Source organism: Fibrella aestuarina BUZ 2 (genome assembly GCF_000331105.1).
Classification (GTDB): domain Bacteria; phylum Bacteroidota; class Bacteroidia; order Cytophagales; family Spirosomataceae; genus Fibrella; species Fibrella aestuarina.
The window spans coordinates 5,765,096-5,781,946 of the sequence record NC_020054.1; the positions used below are offsets into that span (position 1 = coordinate 5,765,096).

General features: G+C 60.4%; 9 protein-coding genes. 7 read left to right on the forward strand and 2 right to left on the reverse strand.

What is annotated here, in order from left to right:
• Positions 1–27 precede the first annotated feature (27 nt).
• Positions 28–2,535 (reverse strand): phosphocholine-specific phospholipase C, encoded by a 2,508-nt coding sequence (locus tag FAES_RS23895; RefSeq protein ID WP_015333771.1) that lies wholly within the window; start codon positions 2,533–2,535, stop codon positions 28–30.
• Positions 2,536–2,771: 236 nt separating this feature from the next.
• Here FAES_RS23895 and FAES_RS23900 point away from each other — a divergent pair, with 236 nt between their 5' ends.
• From FAES_RS23900 to FAES_RS23925, 6 genes are all read left to right on the forward strand, one after another.
• On the forward strand, positions 2,772–4,442 hold the full coding sequence (locus FAES_RS23900; protein WP_015333772.1) for a carboxylesterase/lipase family protein: 1,671 nt from the start codon (positions 2,772–2,774) through the stop codon (positions 4,440–4,442).
• A 127-nt stretch (positions 4,443–4,569) separates the two neighbouring features.
• Positions 4,570–5,352 carry a phytanoyl-CoA dioxygenase family protein gene (locus FAES_RS23905; RefSeq protein ID WP_015333774.1) on the forward strand — a complete coding sequence of 261 codons (783 nt, stop codon included), beginning with the start codon at positions 4,570–4,572 and terminating at the stop codon, positions 5,350–5,352.
• A 401-nt stretch (positions 5,353–5,753) separates the two neighbouring features.
• Complete coding sequence (locus FAES_RS23910; protein WP_015333775.1) at positions 5,754–8,945, forward strand: SusC/RagA family TonB-linked outer membrane protein; 3,192 nt, start codon at positions 5,754–5,756, stop codon at positions 8,943–8,945.
• Between the two features lie 21 nt (positions 8,946–8,966).
• Positions 8,967–10,814 carry a RagB/SusD family nutrient uptake outer membrane protein gene (locus FAES_RS23915; RefSeq protein WP_015333776.1) on the forward strand — a complete coding sequence of 616 codons (1,848 nt, stop codon included), beginning with the start codon at positions 8,967–8,969 and terminating at the stop codon, positions 10,812–10,814.
• A gap of 9 nt (positions 10,815–10,823) precedes the next feature.
• A complete protein-coding gene (locus FAES_RS23920) occupies positions 10,824–11,495 on the forward strand; it encodes a DUF3823 domain-containing protein (protein ID WP_015333777.1) in 672 nt (223 codons plus the stop codon).
• A 79-nt stretch (positions 11,496–11,574) separates the two neighbouring features.
• Positions 11,575–12,534 carry an arabinan endo-1,5-alpha-L-arabinosidase gene (locus tag FAES_RS23925; RefSeq protein ID WP_015333778.1) on the forward strand — a complete coding sequence of 320 codons (960 nt, stop codon included), beginning with the start codon at positions 11,575–11,577 and terminating at the stop codon, positions 12,532–12,534.
• 296 nt (positions 12,535–12,830) lie between these two features.
• On the opposite strand, the gene FAES_RS23930 is transcribed toward FAES_RS23925, so the two are convergent.
• Complete coding sequence (locus FAES_RS23930; RefSeq protein WP_041258344.1) at positions 12,831–13,838, reverse strand: SDR family oxidoreductase; 1,008 nt, start codon at positions 13,836–13,838, stop codon at positions 12,831–12,833.
• Between the two features lie 282 nt (positions 13,839–14,120).
• Between FAES_RS23930 and FAES_RS23935 the strand changes: the two genes are divergently transcribed.
• Positions 14,121–16,763, forward strand: coding sequence for an alpha-L-rhamnosidase (locus FAES_RS23935; RefSeq protein WP_015333780.1), 2,643 nt, complete (start codon positions 14,121–14,123; stop codon positions 16,761–16,763).
• Positions 16,764–16,851: the final 88 nt, after the last annotated feature.

Below are 16,851 nucleotides of genomic sequence, written 5' to 3' on the forward strand. Positions count from 1 at the left end.
GGGTCGGCTGTGTGATGGAACTGTGTTTTAGCTCAGCAGCGGATCGCTGACGCTGCTGTTACCCGTTTCGATACGGCCGGCGTAGCGCTGCTCAAACGTCGTGTCGCCCACCACCCGGATGCTGACATCGTACCAGCCGCCGCTCTTCGCCACGGCCAGTCTGAGCGTCGTTTGCCCGGTTTGTTCTCCGGCCGGGCGCAGCACCTGCCGTTGCATCGGGTAGCCATAGGCGTTCGATACCAGTTCGACGGTTACGGGCTTCGTGCTCCGGTTGGTCAGCCGAAGCAGAAGGTCTGCCGACGTGCTACCGGCAGTTACCGCCTCGTCGCACTGGATGCTTACTGCCTTGGGGCTTCCCTGCCCGGTAAACTCACGAAAGAACCCATTCGGGCCATACACCCGAAAGTGGTAGGCCGTCCCCACCGCTACGGGCCAGGCGTCGGTTAGTTGGTCGCCGGGTTTTACGGCATAATTCCGCACCGAAAAATCAGCCATGTTGTACACCATGAACGGGGCACCCGCTGCGCGTTTCCCAAACCGATCGGCCTTGATGGCGAACGTCATGCGAAACTGCCCGTCGGCCGTTAGTTGGCCATCTACGCGCAGGTCGTAGGGCAGGGCGCAGGCGGGGCGGCTCCCTTTCTCCTGCTGGGGCATCAGCGCCGTAGGGTCCTGCTCCTGATTGAGGCGGGCGACGTCGTCGGCCGACAGGGCGCGGAAGTTGGCGGGCGCCTCCTTGAATTTGGCTTTATGGATGCGCTCCACGAAAGCGTCTTTCGGCACAAACGTCGGCAGCTTAATGGGCTCGCCCTGATACGGCCGGAATACCGACGTCAAGTCGCCGCAGACCGTGCGCCGCCAGTCGCTGATGTTGGTTTCGCGAATGGCTTTTCCCGTCTTGTGGCTCAGGAAACCTTCCAGAAATTGGAGCGTCGAGGTGTGGTCGAACACCTGCGAGCAGACGTACCCACCCCGGCTCCAGGGCGAGGCCACCACCAGCGGCACCCGGTACCCCAGGCCAATGGCACTGGCACGAGCCCCTTTTTCGGGCTGGCTGACGGGCCGTTTCAGCTCCTGCTCCATGCTGACGTGCTCGGTGCGCGTGTCGATACCAGCCGAGGTCAGGCCCGTGTCGGGGCGGTCGGGATGGGGTGGTACAAAGGGCGGTACGTGGTCGAAATAGCCGTCGTTTTCGTCGTAGGCCAGCAAGAAAATGGTCTTCTGCCACACCTCCGGGTTTTGGGTCAGGATATCCATCACCTCTGATACGTACCAGGCGCCATACCAGGGCGCGCCGGGATGATCAGAGAAGTTTTCGGGCGCCACCAGCCACGATACCGTGGGCAGTTGCCCGCTTTGCACGTCGGTTCTGAACTGGTGTAGCACGTCGCCTTTGGGCACCGTCATGTCGCGGGTGTCGGCCCCATCCTGATACGAGAGGCTGGCCAACTCGCGGTAATGCGGGTCGTTGGCGTTGGTCGTAAAAGCTTTCTGATGCAGGGCTTTCTCCCGTTCCGGCAGTTTCTCAAACCGGTCGGCCTGCCAGTGGTCACCTTCCGCCGTCAACAAGGCCAGCAGGTCTTTTTTCTGTTGCAGCGACCGCCGCAGCGCCTTGCCTTCTTTAGTGCTGTCGGGCAGGGTAGGCACCTTTTGTTCCAGCGCGCTGATTTCGGCGGGTAGCTGCTGAAGTCGCGCCTGCCGGAACCGCTGGTAATTGGCCGAAAACCGCACGTTGTACTGAGTGAACCATTCCAGCGGGTTGTCGCTGAAATTGGCCAGCCACGCCTCTTCATCGCCCGATAGGCCTGTCGACAGGTTGATCTCGTTCTGGTAGATGCGCCACGAAATGCCGTTGGCTTCCAGGCGCTCGGGGAAGGTGGGCCAGCTGGCGGGTTTGTCGTAGTCCAGTTCTTCGTTGCGCACCCGCGCCGGGGCGTTTTCGTCTTCGCGGATGGTACCGCTCCAGAAATACAGCCGGTTGGGCGTCGTGCCGGTCAGCGACGAGCAGAAATTCTGATCGCAGACGGTAAAGGCATCCGCCAGGGCGTAGTAAAACGGAATATCGGTCCGGTCGTAGTAGCCCATCGTAAGGGGCATGTGCGCGTATTCGGGGTGGCCCGAGGGTTTGGCGTCGAGCCAGCGGTCGAATTTTCCCTCGTTGCGGGCGTCGACCTGATTGGCCCACGAATGGGGCAGCGAGCTCATCCAGGTGGCTTTGGTTTCCCACATGTTCAGCCGAAACGGGGCAAACGTCTGACCGGCGGCGTTGGTCTGTAGCCACACCTTGTTTTTGTTGGGCAGCGTAATGGCCCGTGGGTCGTTGAAACCGCGTACGCCCCGCAAGGCCCCGTAACAGTGGTCGAACGAGCGGTTTTCCTGCATCAGGATCACCACGTGTTCGGCATCCAGGTACGTCGTGCCCGGCTTAGGGGCGATCGCCAGCGCTTTCTGAATGGAAGCAGGCAGGCCGTCGGGCAGGGCGGCACTACCCGCCAGCAGGGCCGCTTTTTTGAGAAACTCGCGTCGGGTATCCATCGTGCAGGGAGTATGCAGAAACAACTACAAACCTACAGCTTACCCGCGTTCCTTGTCGGCGTATCGGGGCGTTTCGCTTCAGTTTAATAATTTCATTACATGCCGCCCCGCCCCCGGCGCGCAGCCTGTTCATAATTGGCTGGTTTAGACTAGTAAAAAGGCCCAACCAAACCCCTTTGGTAACTAGCTCTCCCCTAGCCGGTCAGCTTATTCCAAACCGTTATTCTTCTTCGCTTATGAAGCCGTCAAGACGTAATTTTTTACAGTCGCTGGGTGTTGGCGCCGCCGCCTCAGCGACGGGGTTAGGCGTTGCAGCGCCCGCCCTCGCCACCGGGACACGCCCGCCCAAAGCGGCAAAGCCCACTGCCGATGAGCAAGTGCTGTTTGTGGGAGATACCATCGCCATTGCCAACACCGAATCCGGCAAGGTCAGAGGGTTTATCCTGCGCGGCATCCATCAGTTTCTGGGCATTCCGTATGGCGCCGACACCTCGGGCAAAAACCGGTTCATGCCCCCGCAGAAACCCACGCCCTGGACCGATGTGCGCCCGGCGCTCTGGTGGGGCAATTCGGCTCCGCAGATTATGGACAAGCGCTACGCCAACCCGTATGCGTCGTTTGTCGACCACTGGAACTACGACGACGTGTCGGAAGACTGCTTGAAGCTAAACGTCTGGACGCCCGCGCTCGACGGCCAGAAACGGCCCGTCATCGTGTGGTTGCACGGGGGCGGCTTCACCAACGGCAACGGCATTGAACAGGACGGCTATCACGGCGAAAACCTGGCCCGGCTGGGCAACGTGGTGTTCTGCTCGCTCAACCATCGGCTCGGGCCGCTGGGCTACACCCATTTGAAAGCTGCCGGAGGGCACCCGGCCTCGGGCAACGTGGGCAATCTGGACATGGTGGCCGCGCTCGAATGGGTGAAGACCAACATCGCCAATTTTGGCGGTGACCCCGCCAACGTCACCATCATCGGGCAGTCGGGCGGCGGGGCCAAAGTGACGAGCCTGATGAATATGCCCTCGGCCAAAGGGTTATTTCACAAAGCCGTGGCGCTGAGTGGCAGTTCGCTGTCGGGCACCAATCCCGAATACGCCGAGAAGCTGGGCTTGAAGGTACTGGAAGAAGCGGGGCTGAAACCCGGCGACATCGAGAAGCTCCAGCAGATTCCGTGGCGGGAGTACATCGACATTGCCAACCGGGCTGCCGACAAAATGGCCGCCGAAGCCAAACGGCTCAACCTGCCGCGCGGTGGCTACGCGCCCGTAGCCGACGGAACGTACCTGAACGGCGGCGCTTTTTTCGCCGATGCCAATCAATTCTCGGCCGACATTCCGCTGCTGATCTGCTCGACCTTCCACGAGCAAAGCCCCAGCCGGACCGACGCGGCACTCGAACAGATTTCGCTGGCTGAGGTGAAGGAGAAAATCAAACCCCGCTTCGGCGACAAGTCAGGCGAGATCGTGGACGCCTACGCCCGCAACTTCCCGAAGGCACGCCCCATCGAGATCTGGGCACTGGTTATGTCGAACCGGAAAAACGCCGTTGCCGCCGCCGATGCCAAAGCGGCGCAGCAGAAAGCGCCCGTTTACGTAGCCTGGTTTGGCTGGCAACCGCCGCTGTTCGATGGCCGGATGCGGGCCTTCCACTGCGACGATATCTGCTTCTGGTTCTATAACACCGACCTGATGCTGACGCACACGGGCGGCGGCAAACGCCCCCGCGCCCTGTCGGAGAAGATGGCCAACTCGTTTCTGAACTTTGCCAAAACGGGTAACCCCAACGGCGGCGGCCTGCCCAACTGGAAGCCCTACACCAGCCAGCACGGCGAAACGATGGTGCTCGACGACGCCCCGATGCTGGTGAACGACCCTGACCGCGAAGCCCGCAAAACGCTGGCCTAGCCAGTAAGCCCGTTGCTTTACGCCGCTACTGAACGTACCTGACAGGCTGCCGGGTACGTTCAGTAGCGGCGTTTTCACGAATGCTGGTTGCTTCTGAACGTACCCAGCACACACACGCTATCACGTTATGCAAAACGACCTCACTTCCGACCAAATCGACCAGTTCATCCAGAACGGTTTTGTTCGAATCGACAACGCCTTTGCCACCGACGATGCAGCGGCTGCGCGGTCCCTTCTCTGGCGCGACCTACCCGGAAAACCCGACGACCCAACGACCTGGACCCAGCCCGTCGTTCGGCTGGGCATGTACGATCAGCCGCCGTTTGTTCGGGCGGCCAACACGCCGGTGTTGCATCGGGCGTTCGATCAGCTCGTTGGGGCGGGTCGATGGCTGCCTTGCCGACAGCTGGGTACGTTCCCGATCCGGTTTCCATCGCCTGCAGATCCGGGCGACACCGGCTGGCACGTCGACGCCAGCTTTCCGGGGGCCGACCCAACCAACTTTTTCGACTGGCGCATCAACGTACGCTCGACCGGCCGGGGCCTGCTGATGCTGTTTCTTTTTTCGGACTGCACGGCGCAGGACGCGCCCACCCGGCTCCGGGTTGGCTCCCACCGCGACGTGGCCGCGCTGCTGGAACCCTTCGGTGCCGCCGGGCTCTCATTTATGGAGCTCGCGGGTAAGCTATCCGACCTGCCCACGCGGCCCGAGACAGTAGCTGTCGGGGCGGCTGGCACCGTTTACCTCTGCCATCCTTTTCTGGTCCACGCCTCCCAGCCCCACAGCGGCACCGAACCCCGGTTTCTGGCGCAGCCCCCACTCCTGCTCCGTCACGAACTGACCATCGAGGCATCGGCCACGGGCTACACGCCCGTCGAACAGGCCATCCGCTCCGGGTTGCGCCGTTAACCACCTCATCCGGCCTCGTTACCAAAGCCGCGCCAGCCAAAGCTGGACGCGGCTTTGGCTTTATAAGGGTAGCTCAGGTACGTGTTGAACGCTCACAGAGACGCTTACCGGCGTGCTTTCTACCTGCGTATCGCCTGAGTCGTTTTATAACCATTAATTAACTTATCCTCATGTCAAATTTGAGTCAATAAATGCCATTTATTTATATATGCTCTTTTCAAATTTCTATTCTGATAGCCACTATTGATCGATACTGACTCTATTTTGATCTTAATTTCGATTTAATCATGCAGTATTATAGCTTTGATTTTTAGGATTATTCTGCTTCAGCTGAAGCACTACACACCGCCTAGTTATCAGTACCATTCAGCGTTTAATAAACCCGTTAAACAGTCAGACTCATGAGACGATCAGTACCTCGCAAGACGACGCTATGCGCCCTCATCTCGCTGGCCTGTGGCATGATGGTGAACACGACCTTAGCCAGAGCCCCCGGCGGCGCAGCGTTTGGCAACGAACGGCGCACGACAACCAGCCCCCTCGCCGACATTGTGGTAACGGGCAAGGTGACCGACGAAAAAGGGGAAACCCTGCCGGGTGTCAACGTAGTCATCAAAGGCACCGTGCGCGGCAGCACCACCGACAACCAGGGGCAATTCTCGATTACCGTGCCCGACCCGAATACCGTGCTGGTGTTCTCGTTTGTGGGCTATCAGAAACAGGAAATCACGGTTGGCAATTCGGTCAAATTATCGGTCACGCTGCTGGCCGAAGATCAGTCGCTCGACGAAGTGGTGGTGGTGGGCTACGGCACGCAGTCGCGCGGTACGGTGACGGGGTCGGTCGCGGCGGTCAAGGCCGATGACATCATCCGGACACCCGCCGTAGCCACGTCGAGCGCGCTGGTTGGGCGCGTACCGGGCATCACGGCCCGGCAAACCGATGCCCGGCCGGGGGGCGGCACCAACATTCAGATTCGCAACATGGGCGCGCCGCTGTACGTCATCGACGGCATCGTGGCCGATGCGGGCCAGTTCAACAACTTAGGCATCAACGATATTGAGAACATCTCCATCCTGAAAGACGGCTCGGCCGCCATTTACGGGCTACGGGCCGCCAACGGGGTCGTGCTGGTCACCACCAAGCGGGGCAAGGCCGGGCAGAAACCCGTCATCAGCCTGTCGGGTTATTACGGGCTGCAAAACTTTACGCGTTACCCCCGGCCCGCCAACGCCTATCAGCACGTGCGGGCGCTGGCCGAGTCGGATCAGAACCGGGGCATCGCCACCTCGATTACCCCCACGGAACTGGAAAAATGGCGCGTCGGTACCGAGAAAGGGTTTCAGAGCTTCGATTACTACAACATGGTGATGCGGCCAAACGTACCGCAGGCCTACCTCAACGCCAGCGTGTCGGGCGGGTCAGACAACGTTACCTACTATGTATCGGCCAGCCATTTGACCCAGGACGCCCTCATTCGGGACTACAACTTCAAGCGGAGTAACTTCCAGGCCAACGTGGAGGCGGGCCTGAGCAAGCGGCTACGGATCGGGACGCAGATCAGCGGGCGCATCGAAGACCGCTTTCAGGTGGGCGTACCGGGGCTCGACGATTACTTCAACCCCTTCCTGAGTATCTTCTCGATGTGGCCAACCGAGCGACCCTACGCCAACGACAACCCGAACTACATCGCCCAGACGCACAACGTGAACGTGAACCCGGCTACGTACCGGAAAGAAATTACTGGAACGATCAGCGAAATCTGGCGGGCGGTCAAAGCCAACTTCACGGCGCAGTATGACCTCGACTTCGGGCTGAACGTGAAGGGAACGTATTCGTACAACTTCACGAACTTCGATTTCGACGGGTTCGAGTACACCTACGACGCCTATACCTACGACGCCGCTACCGATACCTACAATGTAGTGCCGGGCGGGGGCAACCAGAACCCCTGGCGCGAGCGCCGGAAGCGCAACATTGCCGACCGGTTCATGCAGTTGCAGGCCACCTACAACAAGCAGTTTGGCAACCATGGCCTATCGGGTGTGCTGGCCTATGAACGCTACGATACCGATAACAAATACTTAGTGGTGCATACAGTGCCGCCCAACAACTACATCCCGCTGATGTCGTTTGCCAACCAGGACGTGCTCATCGACGAATGGAACGTGTCGGCGCGGGCGGGTTACATTGGCCGGCTCAACTACAATTTCAAGCAGCGGTACCTGGTCGAAGTGCTGGGTCGGTATGATGGGTCGTTCCTGTTTGCGCCGGGTCGGCGGTACGGCTTCTTCCCCGGCGCCTCGCTGGGCTGGCGGCTGAGCGAAGAGCCGTTCTTCAAGGATAAGGTGGGCAGCACGATCAGCGAACTGAAGCTGCGGGCCAGCTACGGCCGGACCGGTAGTGACCTGATCAACGACGCCTTCATTGTGGCGCCGTTCAGCTACCTGCCTGGCTACAACTTCCTGTCGGGCAGCGCCATCTTCAACGGTAACTACGTCATTGGCGTGCAGCCGCGCGGCCTGCCCATCACGACCCTGTCGTGGGTGAACAACATCGCCACCAACGTGGGGATCGACTTCGGGCTGTTTGGTGGTAAAATCTCGGGGCAGTTCGATGTGTTCGAGCGCAAGCGCACCGGCTTGCCCGCCGCCCAGTATGACGTGCTGCTGCCGAGCGAAGTAGGCTACACCCTGCCCAACGCCAACCTCAACTCCGACGCCATCCGGGGCATCGAGGGCGCGCTGTCCTATTCGGGTAAAGTAGGTGGGCTCACCTACACCCTGGGCGCCAACGCCACGCTGGCCCGGCAGCGGAGCCTCGACATCTACAAACCCCGCTTCGGCAACTCGTGGGATCAATACCGCAACTCGGCCGTCGATCGCTGGTCGGGTATCAACTGGGGCTACCAGGTCGAGGGGCGGTTCCAGTCGCAGCAGCAGATCGATGAGTACCGGGTCGACAACGACGGGCAGGGTAATCGCACGCAATTGCCCGGCGATTTTATCTACAAAGATGTCAACGGCGACGGCACCATCAACGCCCTCGACGAGCGGCCGATTGGCTACGCCGAAGGCGCTACGCCCTACTTCAACTACGCCTTCAACGGCACGTTTGGTTACCGGGGCTTCACGCTCCAGGTCGACGTTGTCGGGGCGGGGTTGCAGACGTTCCGGCGCGAAGTGGAGCAGAAGATTCCGTTCCAGAACAACGGTACGTCGCCGTCGTACATCTTCGAAGACCGCTGGCACCGGGCCGATCCGTTCAACGCCGACAGTCCGTGGGTGTCGGGTACGTACCCGCCCGTTCGGAAAGACAGCCCCAGCCACGTGAACTACAGCCGCCGCAGCGATTTCTGGGTGACCAACGTGCGTTACCTGCGCCTGCGCAACCTCGAGATCGGCTACAACCTGCCGAAAACGTTCCTGGGCAAATTCGGTGTGTCGGCCATGAAAGTGTACGTCAACGGCACCAACCTGGTCTCGTTCGACAACCTGAAGGCCATCGAGGTAGACCCGGAAATTTCGTCGAACGGCGCCCTGGTGTATCCGCCACAACGCCTCTACAACGCTGGTTTCGCGCTGAGTTTCTAACCCATTTGACACGACTTGTCCATGAAACGCATTCATAAATACCTGTCGCTTGGCCTGCTGACCCTTGGTCTGACCGCCTGTAAGGACGACTTTCTGGAGCGGCAACCGCCCAACATTATCCTGGAAAGCCAGGTCTGGAACGATACCAAGCTGATCACGAGCCTGCTGGCCAACTACTACGACCGGCTGCCGGCCCACACCCAGATCGACAACGGCTGGGATCAGTTTGCGGCCTACGACGAGGCTATGTGGTCGGGCAACAACGATGGCCCCAACAACATCATCTCGTATGGGTTCGACCGCTGGCGGCTGTGGGATTACGGCCTGATCCGCGACATCAACCTGGCGCTGGAAAACATCGAAACCAAGAGTACCGCCCTGAACGCGGCGCAGAAAGCGCAGTTTTCGGCTGAATTCCGGTTTCTGCGCGCCTACATGTATTTCGAGCTGGTAAAACGGATGGGGGGTGTGCCCATCATTACCAAACAGCTCATCTACGACTTCAGCGGCAACCCCACGTCGTTGCAGTTTCCGCGCAACAAAGAGTCGGAGGTGTATGATTTCATCGCTACTGAACTCGACGCCATCAAAAACGACCTGGGCAACGCGGGCAGCAACACCCGCGCTAACCGGTACACGGCCATGGCGCTGAAAAGTCGGGCTATGCTCTATGCGGGCTCTATTGCCAAGTACAACAACCGCATGGGCGCGCCCATCAGCACACCGGGCGGCGAAGTGGGCATTCCGGCGGCACGGGCGCAGGAGTATTATACTAAGGCGCTGGAAGCGTCCAAAGAAGTAATCGCGGGTCCGTACCGGCTCTACAAGGCCAACCCCAACCTGGGCGAAAACTTCTTCGAGGCGATCACCAAGAAGCTGAACAACTCGGAAGTAATTCTGGCGAAGGATTTCCTGACGGCCAAAGACAAACGCCACAGCTTCAGCTACGACAACATTGCCCGCAACATCCGCGAAGACAACCTGTCGTCGTCCAACGTCACGCCCGTGCTGAATCTGGTGGAGGCCTATGAATACCTGGATGGCAGCGCCGGTACGTTGAAAACCCGCACGGCCGACGACAAGGACTACATCTACTACGATAACCTGAGTGGCCCCTTTGCCAACAAGGACGCCCGCCTCTACGGCACGGTGATCTACCCCGGCACCAGCTTCAAAGGGCAGGAGGTGCAGATTCAGGCGGGGGTGATGGTCTGGAACGCGGCCAACAGCACCTATCAGGTGGTCGAGGGCGGTACGCTGGGCTCAAACTACACCGATGGCAAACTGCTGACGGGTGGCTCGGGCCCGCAACGCTCGCAAACGGAGGTGTCGAACACGGGCTTCTACCTGCGGAAATACATCGATCCGGCGCCGCTGTCGAGCACGCGCGGTATTCGCAGCGACATGTGGTGGGTACGTTTCCGGCTGGGCGAGGTGTTGCTTAATGCCGCCGAAGCCGCCTTTGAACTCGGCCAGAACGCCGAAGCCCTCACCTACGTCAATCAGGTACGTGAACGGGCGGGTTTCCCGGCCAACAGCCTCACTACGCTCACGCTGGCCCGGCTCCAGAACGAGCGGCGCGTGGAGCTGGCCTTCGAAGACCACCGCGTGTGGGATCTGAAACGCTGGCGTATTGCCCACGAGCTCTGGAACGGCAACACCACCAACCCCGACGCGATGATGTATGCGCTCTACCCCTACCGCATTGTGCGGCCCGGCGACGCCCGCGACGGCAAGTATGTGTTTGTGAAACTGCTGGCTCCACGTTTCCGGGCGCCGCGCCTGTTCCAGTTGGGCAATTACTATTCATCGATCGATCAGGCGGTTATCAATAACAACCCGAAAATTATCCGTAACCCCTTTCACTAAGAACCGACTATGAAAGCGATCTATCTTGGTCTGCTGGCGGGCAGTCTCCTGCTGGGCGGCTGCGCCAAAGACAATTTCGAACCACCTACCTCCACCATCACGGGGCGGGTCGTTTACGAAAATCAGCCGGTGGGGGTACGGACCAACGGCGTTCAGCTGGAGTTGTGGCAGCCGGGTTACCAACTCTACACCAAAATTCCGGTCTACGTAGCGCAGGACGGGTCGTTCGCGGCCACCGTCTTCGATGGCGACTACAAGCTGGTACGGCTGCGCGGCAACGGTCCCTGGGTCGACAACACCGATACCATTCAGGTGCAGGTACGTGGCGCGGTACAGGTCGACGTACCTGTGCAGCCCTATTTCGTGATCCGAAACCCGGCGATTCAGCGGAACGGTACCAACCTGACGGCGAGTTGCACGGTAAATCAGGTGGCGACCGGGCGGGCAATCGAACGGGCGACGCTCTACGTGGGTACGACGCAGTATGTCGATGCGACCAACAACGCCGGGGCCGTCAACCTCAGCGGCACGGCCCTCGCCGACCTGACCAAAAGCCTGGCGTTCTCGCTGGCGCTGCCCGCTTCGCTCAGTGGCCGGGGGTACTTCTACGCCCGCATCGGGGTGAAGACCGTCGGGGTGGCTGAGCTGATTTACACGCCCGTGCAGAAAATTTCGATTTAACTGAAGGCACCAATGGAGCGGATAAGCCTGATTTACCGGGTTTATCCGCTTTGTTTTTGGCTTTCCTAACGCCTCCTTTATGAGAATCCGATTTGGCCCCTGGATCGGCCTGCTGGCCCTGCTGTGCGGCGTCGCGGCGCGGGCGCAAGACCCGGACATCGTGACGCACGACCCCAGCACGGTGCTGAACGAAGCCGGTACGTATTGGTATTTCGCGACGGGCAACGGCATTCAGGTGGTTAGTTCGCCGGACCGCAAACGCTGGACACCCCAGAAGCCCATCTTCGAGAAAGGCACCTGGCCCAACTGGATCGACAGCACCGTGCGCGGGTTTAAAGGCCATTTCTGGGCTCCCGACTGCATTCGGATGAACGGGCGGTATTTTCTGTACTATTCCTGCTCCACCTTCGGGTCGCCGGTGTCGGCCATTGGCGTGGCCACTTCCCCCACCCTGAACCCGCAGTCGCCCGACTACCGCTGGACCGACCAGGGCATGGTCGTCTCATCAAAAGTCCGGACGGATATCAACGCCATCGACCCCAGCCTGTTGCGCGACACCGACGGCCGGGTGTATCTGGCTTACGGTTCCTTTCATGGCGGATTGGGCGCCGCCGAGATCGATACACTGACGGGCAAACTCAAAGCCGGTGCCACCATAAAGACCGTGGCGGGTGGGCGGCAATCCGATTGGGAAGCGGCGGCACTAATTCGGGAAGGCAATTATTACTACCTCTTCGCCAACAACGGCCTGTGCTGCAAAGGCCTGAACAGCACCTATTACATCGTGGTCGGGCGGTCGACCAGTCCGCTTGGGCCATTCGTCGATCAGTCGGGTCGCGACCTGACGGCTGGCGGAGGCACGCTGGTACTGCGCACCGACGGCCGCTACATCGGGCCGGGTCACGTGGGGCTGCTGCGCGATGGTAACCGGCAACTGGTCTCCATTCATTTCTACGATGCCGACGACAAAGGCAAAGCCCGGCTGGCATTCCGGCAACTCACCTTCCGCAACGGCTGGCCGGTGTTGGCACCCGAGTGAGCGCCAGAGAGGAGTTCGTCAATCACGACAGGCAACGATCAGCTCCGTAAGTCGTTGTGGCCTATGAACGTAGTCGTTGGGGAAATAGCCTATTCTTTATCATCCCCGCTTTTTTGTTACGCCTCCTTTTTTGTCATCCCGACGTCAGGAGGGATCTTGATGTATCCCTGCTCACAAGTCAGGATACCTCAAGATCCCTCCTTGCGTCGGGATGACAAAATAGCCTACGTACTACTGGCAGTCAGCCTATTACTGATAGCCAACCAGTTAATCCCAATCAATACTCGCAAACCTCGTTACGGCTGGCCGTTGCCACCGGCAGCGCCGTAAACCTGCCCTGTAGCGTAGCTGGCATCGCTGGCGGCCAGTTGCACGTAGATCGACGCCAGTTCGGCGGGTTGGCCGGGGCGGCCCAGTGGAGTATCACCACCAAAGGTTTTGAGTTTCTCCTGCGTGGCGCCGCCGCTGGGTTGCAGGGGCGTCCAGATTGGCCCCGGTGCCACACCGTTGACCCGAATACCTTTCGGCCCGAGCTGCTTGGCCAGCGACTTCACGAAGTTCATGTTCGCCGCCTTGGTCTGGGCGTAATCAAACAGATTGGGCGACGGATCATAGGCCTGCTCCGACGTTGTGCTGATGATCGCCGAACCCGGTGGCATGTGGGGCAGGGCGGCCTTCGTGAGCCAGAACGGCGCGTAGATGTTCGTTTTGATCGTGGCATCGAAATCCTCCGACGTCAGCTCCAGAATCGACGCCCGCTGTTGTTGCCGGGCCGCGTTGTTGACCAGAATATCCAGCCCGCCCAATCCTTTCACGGCCTCGTCGACCAGGCGTTTGCAGAAGGCTTCGTCGCGCAGGTCGCCGGGAATGGCAATCGCTTTCCGGCCCGCCGCTTTGATCAGCGCAACCACTTCCTTGGCATCCGGTTCTTCGGCGGGCAGGTAGTTGATGGCCACGTCGGCCCCTTCGCGGGCGTAGGCAATCGCCGCCGCCCGACCCATACCCGAGTCGCCGCCCGTGATGAGCGCCTTCCGGCCCGTCAGTCGGCCCGAGCCTTTGTAACTCTGCTCGCCGTGGTCGGGGCGGGGGTCCATTTTACTGGCGAGGCCCGGCCACGGCTGCGGCTGCTCTTTGAAGGGCGGCTTAGGGTATTTGGTCGTGGGGTCCTGCAAGGCAGGCGCAGACGGTGCGTTGGTCGGTTCGGGGGCCGCGTTAGTCAATATAGGCGTTGCCATCACGGCAGCCAGGCCACCGCCAATGCCACCGATCACCTGGCGTCGGTTCAGTTGATTCTCCTTGTTCATGGTTGTATGCGATTGTTGATTACTGTTGATCGGCTTTTCATACTTTACCGATAGACTATAACAGCTAACTAACATGCGTGCAGAAGGTTGCCGGTTGGGGCTTCTTTTGCTCTGTCGCATTTGCTTAATCGAGCCTCTGGTCGATAGTATCGCTCAGGTACGTTGCCAACGGCGCCGGGTACGTTCCTGAAGGGCAATCGGCCAGGAAGTTTGGGGCTGAGGGGTTAAAAAGGGGGCAGTAACTGGCTTTGTCGTGATGGCACCTCCCCTGTCACGCGCCCCATGATCAAGCGACTCCTGCTCAACCTCGTCTCTATTTATTCGCTCACGTTTTTTGTTCTGTTCGTCGCGCGGGCCGGTGAAGCAGCCCCGGCCCCGCCCTGCCTGCCCGTTGGCTTGCGCTGCGAATACCTGGTGAATCCGCTCGGCATCGACTCGCCCGAACCCCGGCTTACGTGGCGACTGGCCGACACCCGCAACGGCGCAAAGCAGACGGCCTATCAGGTGTACGTCGGCACCGATTCGCTCGCGCTGGGCAAGGGCTGGACATCGGGGCGCATCGACGCCGACGCCCAACTGGTGTCGTATACCGGGCCGGCGCTTCAGCCGTTTACGACCTACTACTGGCGGGTCGAGGTGTGGGACAAAGACAACAAGGCGTCGACCTCGGCGGTGGCCCGTTTCGAGACCGGCATGGGCAACAGCCGCAACTGGCAGGGTGCCTGGATCAGCGACGGCAACAGCATCGACCTGAAGCCCGCCCCCTACTTTCGGAAGACGTTTTCGGCGACCAAAGCCATCCGATCGGCGCGGGCCTACATTGCAGCGGGGGGCTTGTATGAGCTATACCTGAACGGGCAGAAGATCGGCAATCACCGCCTCGACCCCATGTACACCCGCTTTGACCGGCGGACGCTCTACGTTACTTACGACGTGACGCAGCAGCTACAAGCGGGCAAAAACGCGATTGGCGTGCTGCTGGGCAACGGCTGGTACAACCATCAGTCGACCGCCGTCTGGTATTTTCACCAGGCCCCATGGCGGGCGCGGCCCACCTTCTGCCTCGACCTGCGGATCACGTACACCGACGGGTCGGTGGAAACCATTTCGTCGGGCAAAGGCTGGAAAACGAGCCTCAGCCCCATCGTCTTCAACAGCATTTACACCGCCGAACATTACGACGCCCGCCGCGAACAGCCCGGCTGGAACACCGCCGCGTTTGTCGATTCGACCTGGAAAGAGGTGGCCTACCGGGCGGCCCCCTCGACAAACATCGTGGCGCAGGCGATGCACCCCATCCGGAACGTGGAGGCCATTCCGGCCAAACGCATCACCCGCATCAACGACACCGTTTTCGTGTATGACCTGGGCCGAACCATCGCCGGGGTGAGCCAGTTCCGGATCAAGGGGGCGGCGGGTACGACCATCCGCCTCAAGCACGCCGAACGATTGTATCCCAACGGCCGGGTCGATCAGTCGAACATCGACGCGCATTACCGGCCCGTGGGTACGTCGGACCCGTTCCAGACCGACATATTCATCCTGAGTGGCCGGGGCGAGGAGACCTTCATGCCGCATTTCAACTACAAGGGGTTTCAGTACGTGGAGGTGACCACGAGCCGCCCGCTCGCCCTAACGAAAGAGGCACTCACGGGCTACTTCATGCACAGCGACGTGCCGGTGGTGGGGCAGGTGACGTCGACCAACCCGACGCTGAACAAGATCTGGGCGGCGACCAACAGCTCGTACCTCTCGAACCTCTTCGGCTACCCCACCGACTGCCCGCAACGCGAAAAAAACGGCTGGACGGGCGACGCGCACATTGCGGTAGAAACGGGCCTGTACAATTTCGACGGCATCACGATCTATGAAAAATGGCTAGCCGACCACCGCGACGAACAGCAGCCCAACGGCGTGTTGCCCTCCATCATCCCTACGGGGGGCTGGGGCTACGAATGGGGGAACGGCCCCGACTGGACCAGCACGATCGCGCTGATTCCGTGGAACGTGTACCTGTTTTACGGCGACAAGAAAATCCTGGCTGATAACTACGACAACATCAAACGCTACGTCGATCACATCACCGAGATCAGCCCGACCGGACTAACTACCTGGGGCCTGGGCGACTGGGTGCCGGTGAAATCGAAAGCGCCGGTCGAGCTGACCTCGTCGATCTATTATTTCACCGACGCGTCGATTCTGGCGAACGCGGCCCGGTTGCTGGGCCGGCAGGCCGACGCCGACCGGTACGTGGCCCTGGCCGCAAAAATCAGGGATGCGATCAACGCCAAATACCTTAACCAGACGGCGGGCAGCTACGGCACCGGCATCCAGACCGAACTGAGCGCGCCGCTGCATTGGGGCGTGGTGCCCGACAACCTCCGGGGCCGCATCGCCACGACCCTGGCCAATCGGGTCGTGGCCGACAGCGCGCACATCGACGTGGGCCTGCTGGGCACCAAAACGATCCTGAACGCGCTGAGTGACAACGGGCAGGCCGATCTGGCCTACCGGGTGGCAGCGCAGGAAACGTTTCCGTCGTGGGGCTGGTGGATCAAAAACGGCGCGACGACCCTCTACGAAAACTGGCCCATCGACGCCAAAAGCGACATTTCGATGAACCACATCATGTTTGGCGAAATCGGGGCGTGGTACTACAAGGGGCTGGGCGGCATCAAACCCGACCCGGCCCGGCCGGGGTTCAAGCACGTGCTGCTGGAGCCGCATTTCGTGGCGGGCCTCGATGGCTTCGACGCGACGCACGAGGGGCCCTACGGCACCATCCGGTCGGCCTGGAAACGGACGAAGAAGGGCGTCACCTACAGCGTGACCATCCCGCCTAACTCCACAGCCACATTGCGGCTGCTCGGCTCAGGTACGTTGCAACAACTCGACGCCGGTACGTATCAGTTCGACAACCTGTAGGTACGTTCAGGTACGTTGGGGGAGCCATCGGCCAGCCCGTAACAAAGAAGCCGGACCACGTAGCTACGCAGTCCGGCTTCTTTATTGT

Excerpts from the sequence above, each read along its gene's own strand:
- FAES_RS23900 (WP_015333772.1), top strand. The coding sequence starts at position 2,772 with ATGAAGCCGTCAAGACGTAATTTTTTACAGTCGCTGGGTGTTGGCGCC.
- FAES_RS23920 (WP_015333777.1), top strand. The coding sequence starts at position 10,824 with ATGAAAGCGATCTATCTTGGTCTGCTGGCGGGCAGTCTCCTGCTGGGC.
- FAES_RS23895 (WP_015333771.1), bottom strand. The coding sequence starts at position 2,535 with ATGGATACCCGACGCGAGTTTCTCAAAAAAGCGGCCCTGCTGGCGGGT.
- FAES_RS23930 (WP_041258344.1), bottom strand. The coding sequence starts at position 13,838 with ATGAACAAGGAGAATCAACTGAACCGACGCCAGGTGATCGGTGGCATT.
- FAES_RS23905 (WP_015333774.1), top strand. The coding sequence starts at position 4,570 with ATGCAAAACGACCTCACTTCCGACCAAATCGACCAGTTCATCCAGAAC.
- FAES_RS23925 (WP_015333778.1), top strand. The coding sequence starts at position 11,575 with ATGAGAATCCGATTTGGCCCCTGGATCGGCCTGCTGGCCCTGCTGTGC.
- FAES_RS23910 (WP_015333775.1), top strand. The coding sequence starts at position 5,754 with ATGAGACGATCAGTACCTCGCAAGACGACGCTATGCGCCCTCATCTCG.
- FAES_RS23935 (WP_015333780.1), top strand. The coding sequence starts at position 14,121 with ATGATCAAGCGACTCCTGCTCAACCTCGTCTCTATTTATTCGCTCACG.
- FAES_RS23915 (WP_015333776.1), top strand. The coding sequence starts at position 8,967 with ATGAAACGCATTCATAAATACCTGTCGCTTGGCCTGCTGACCCTTGGT.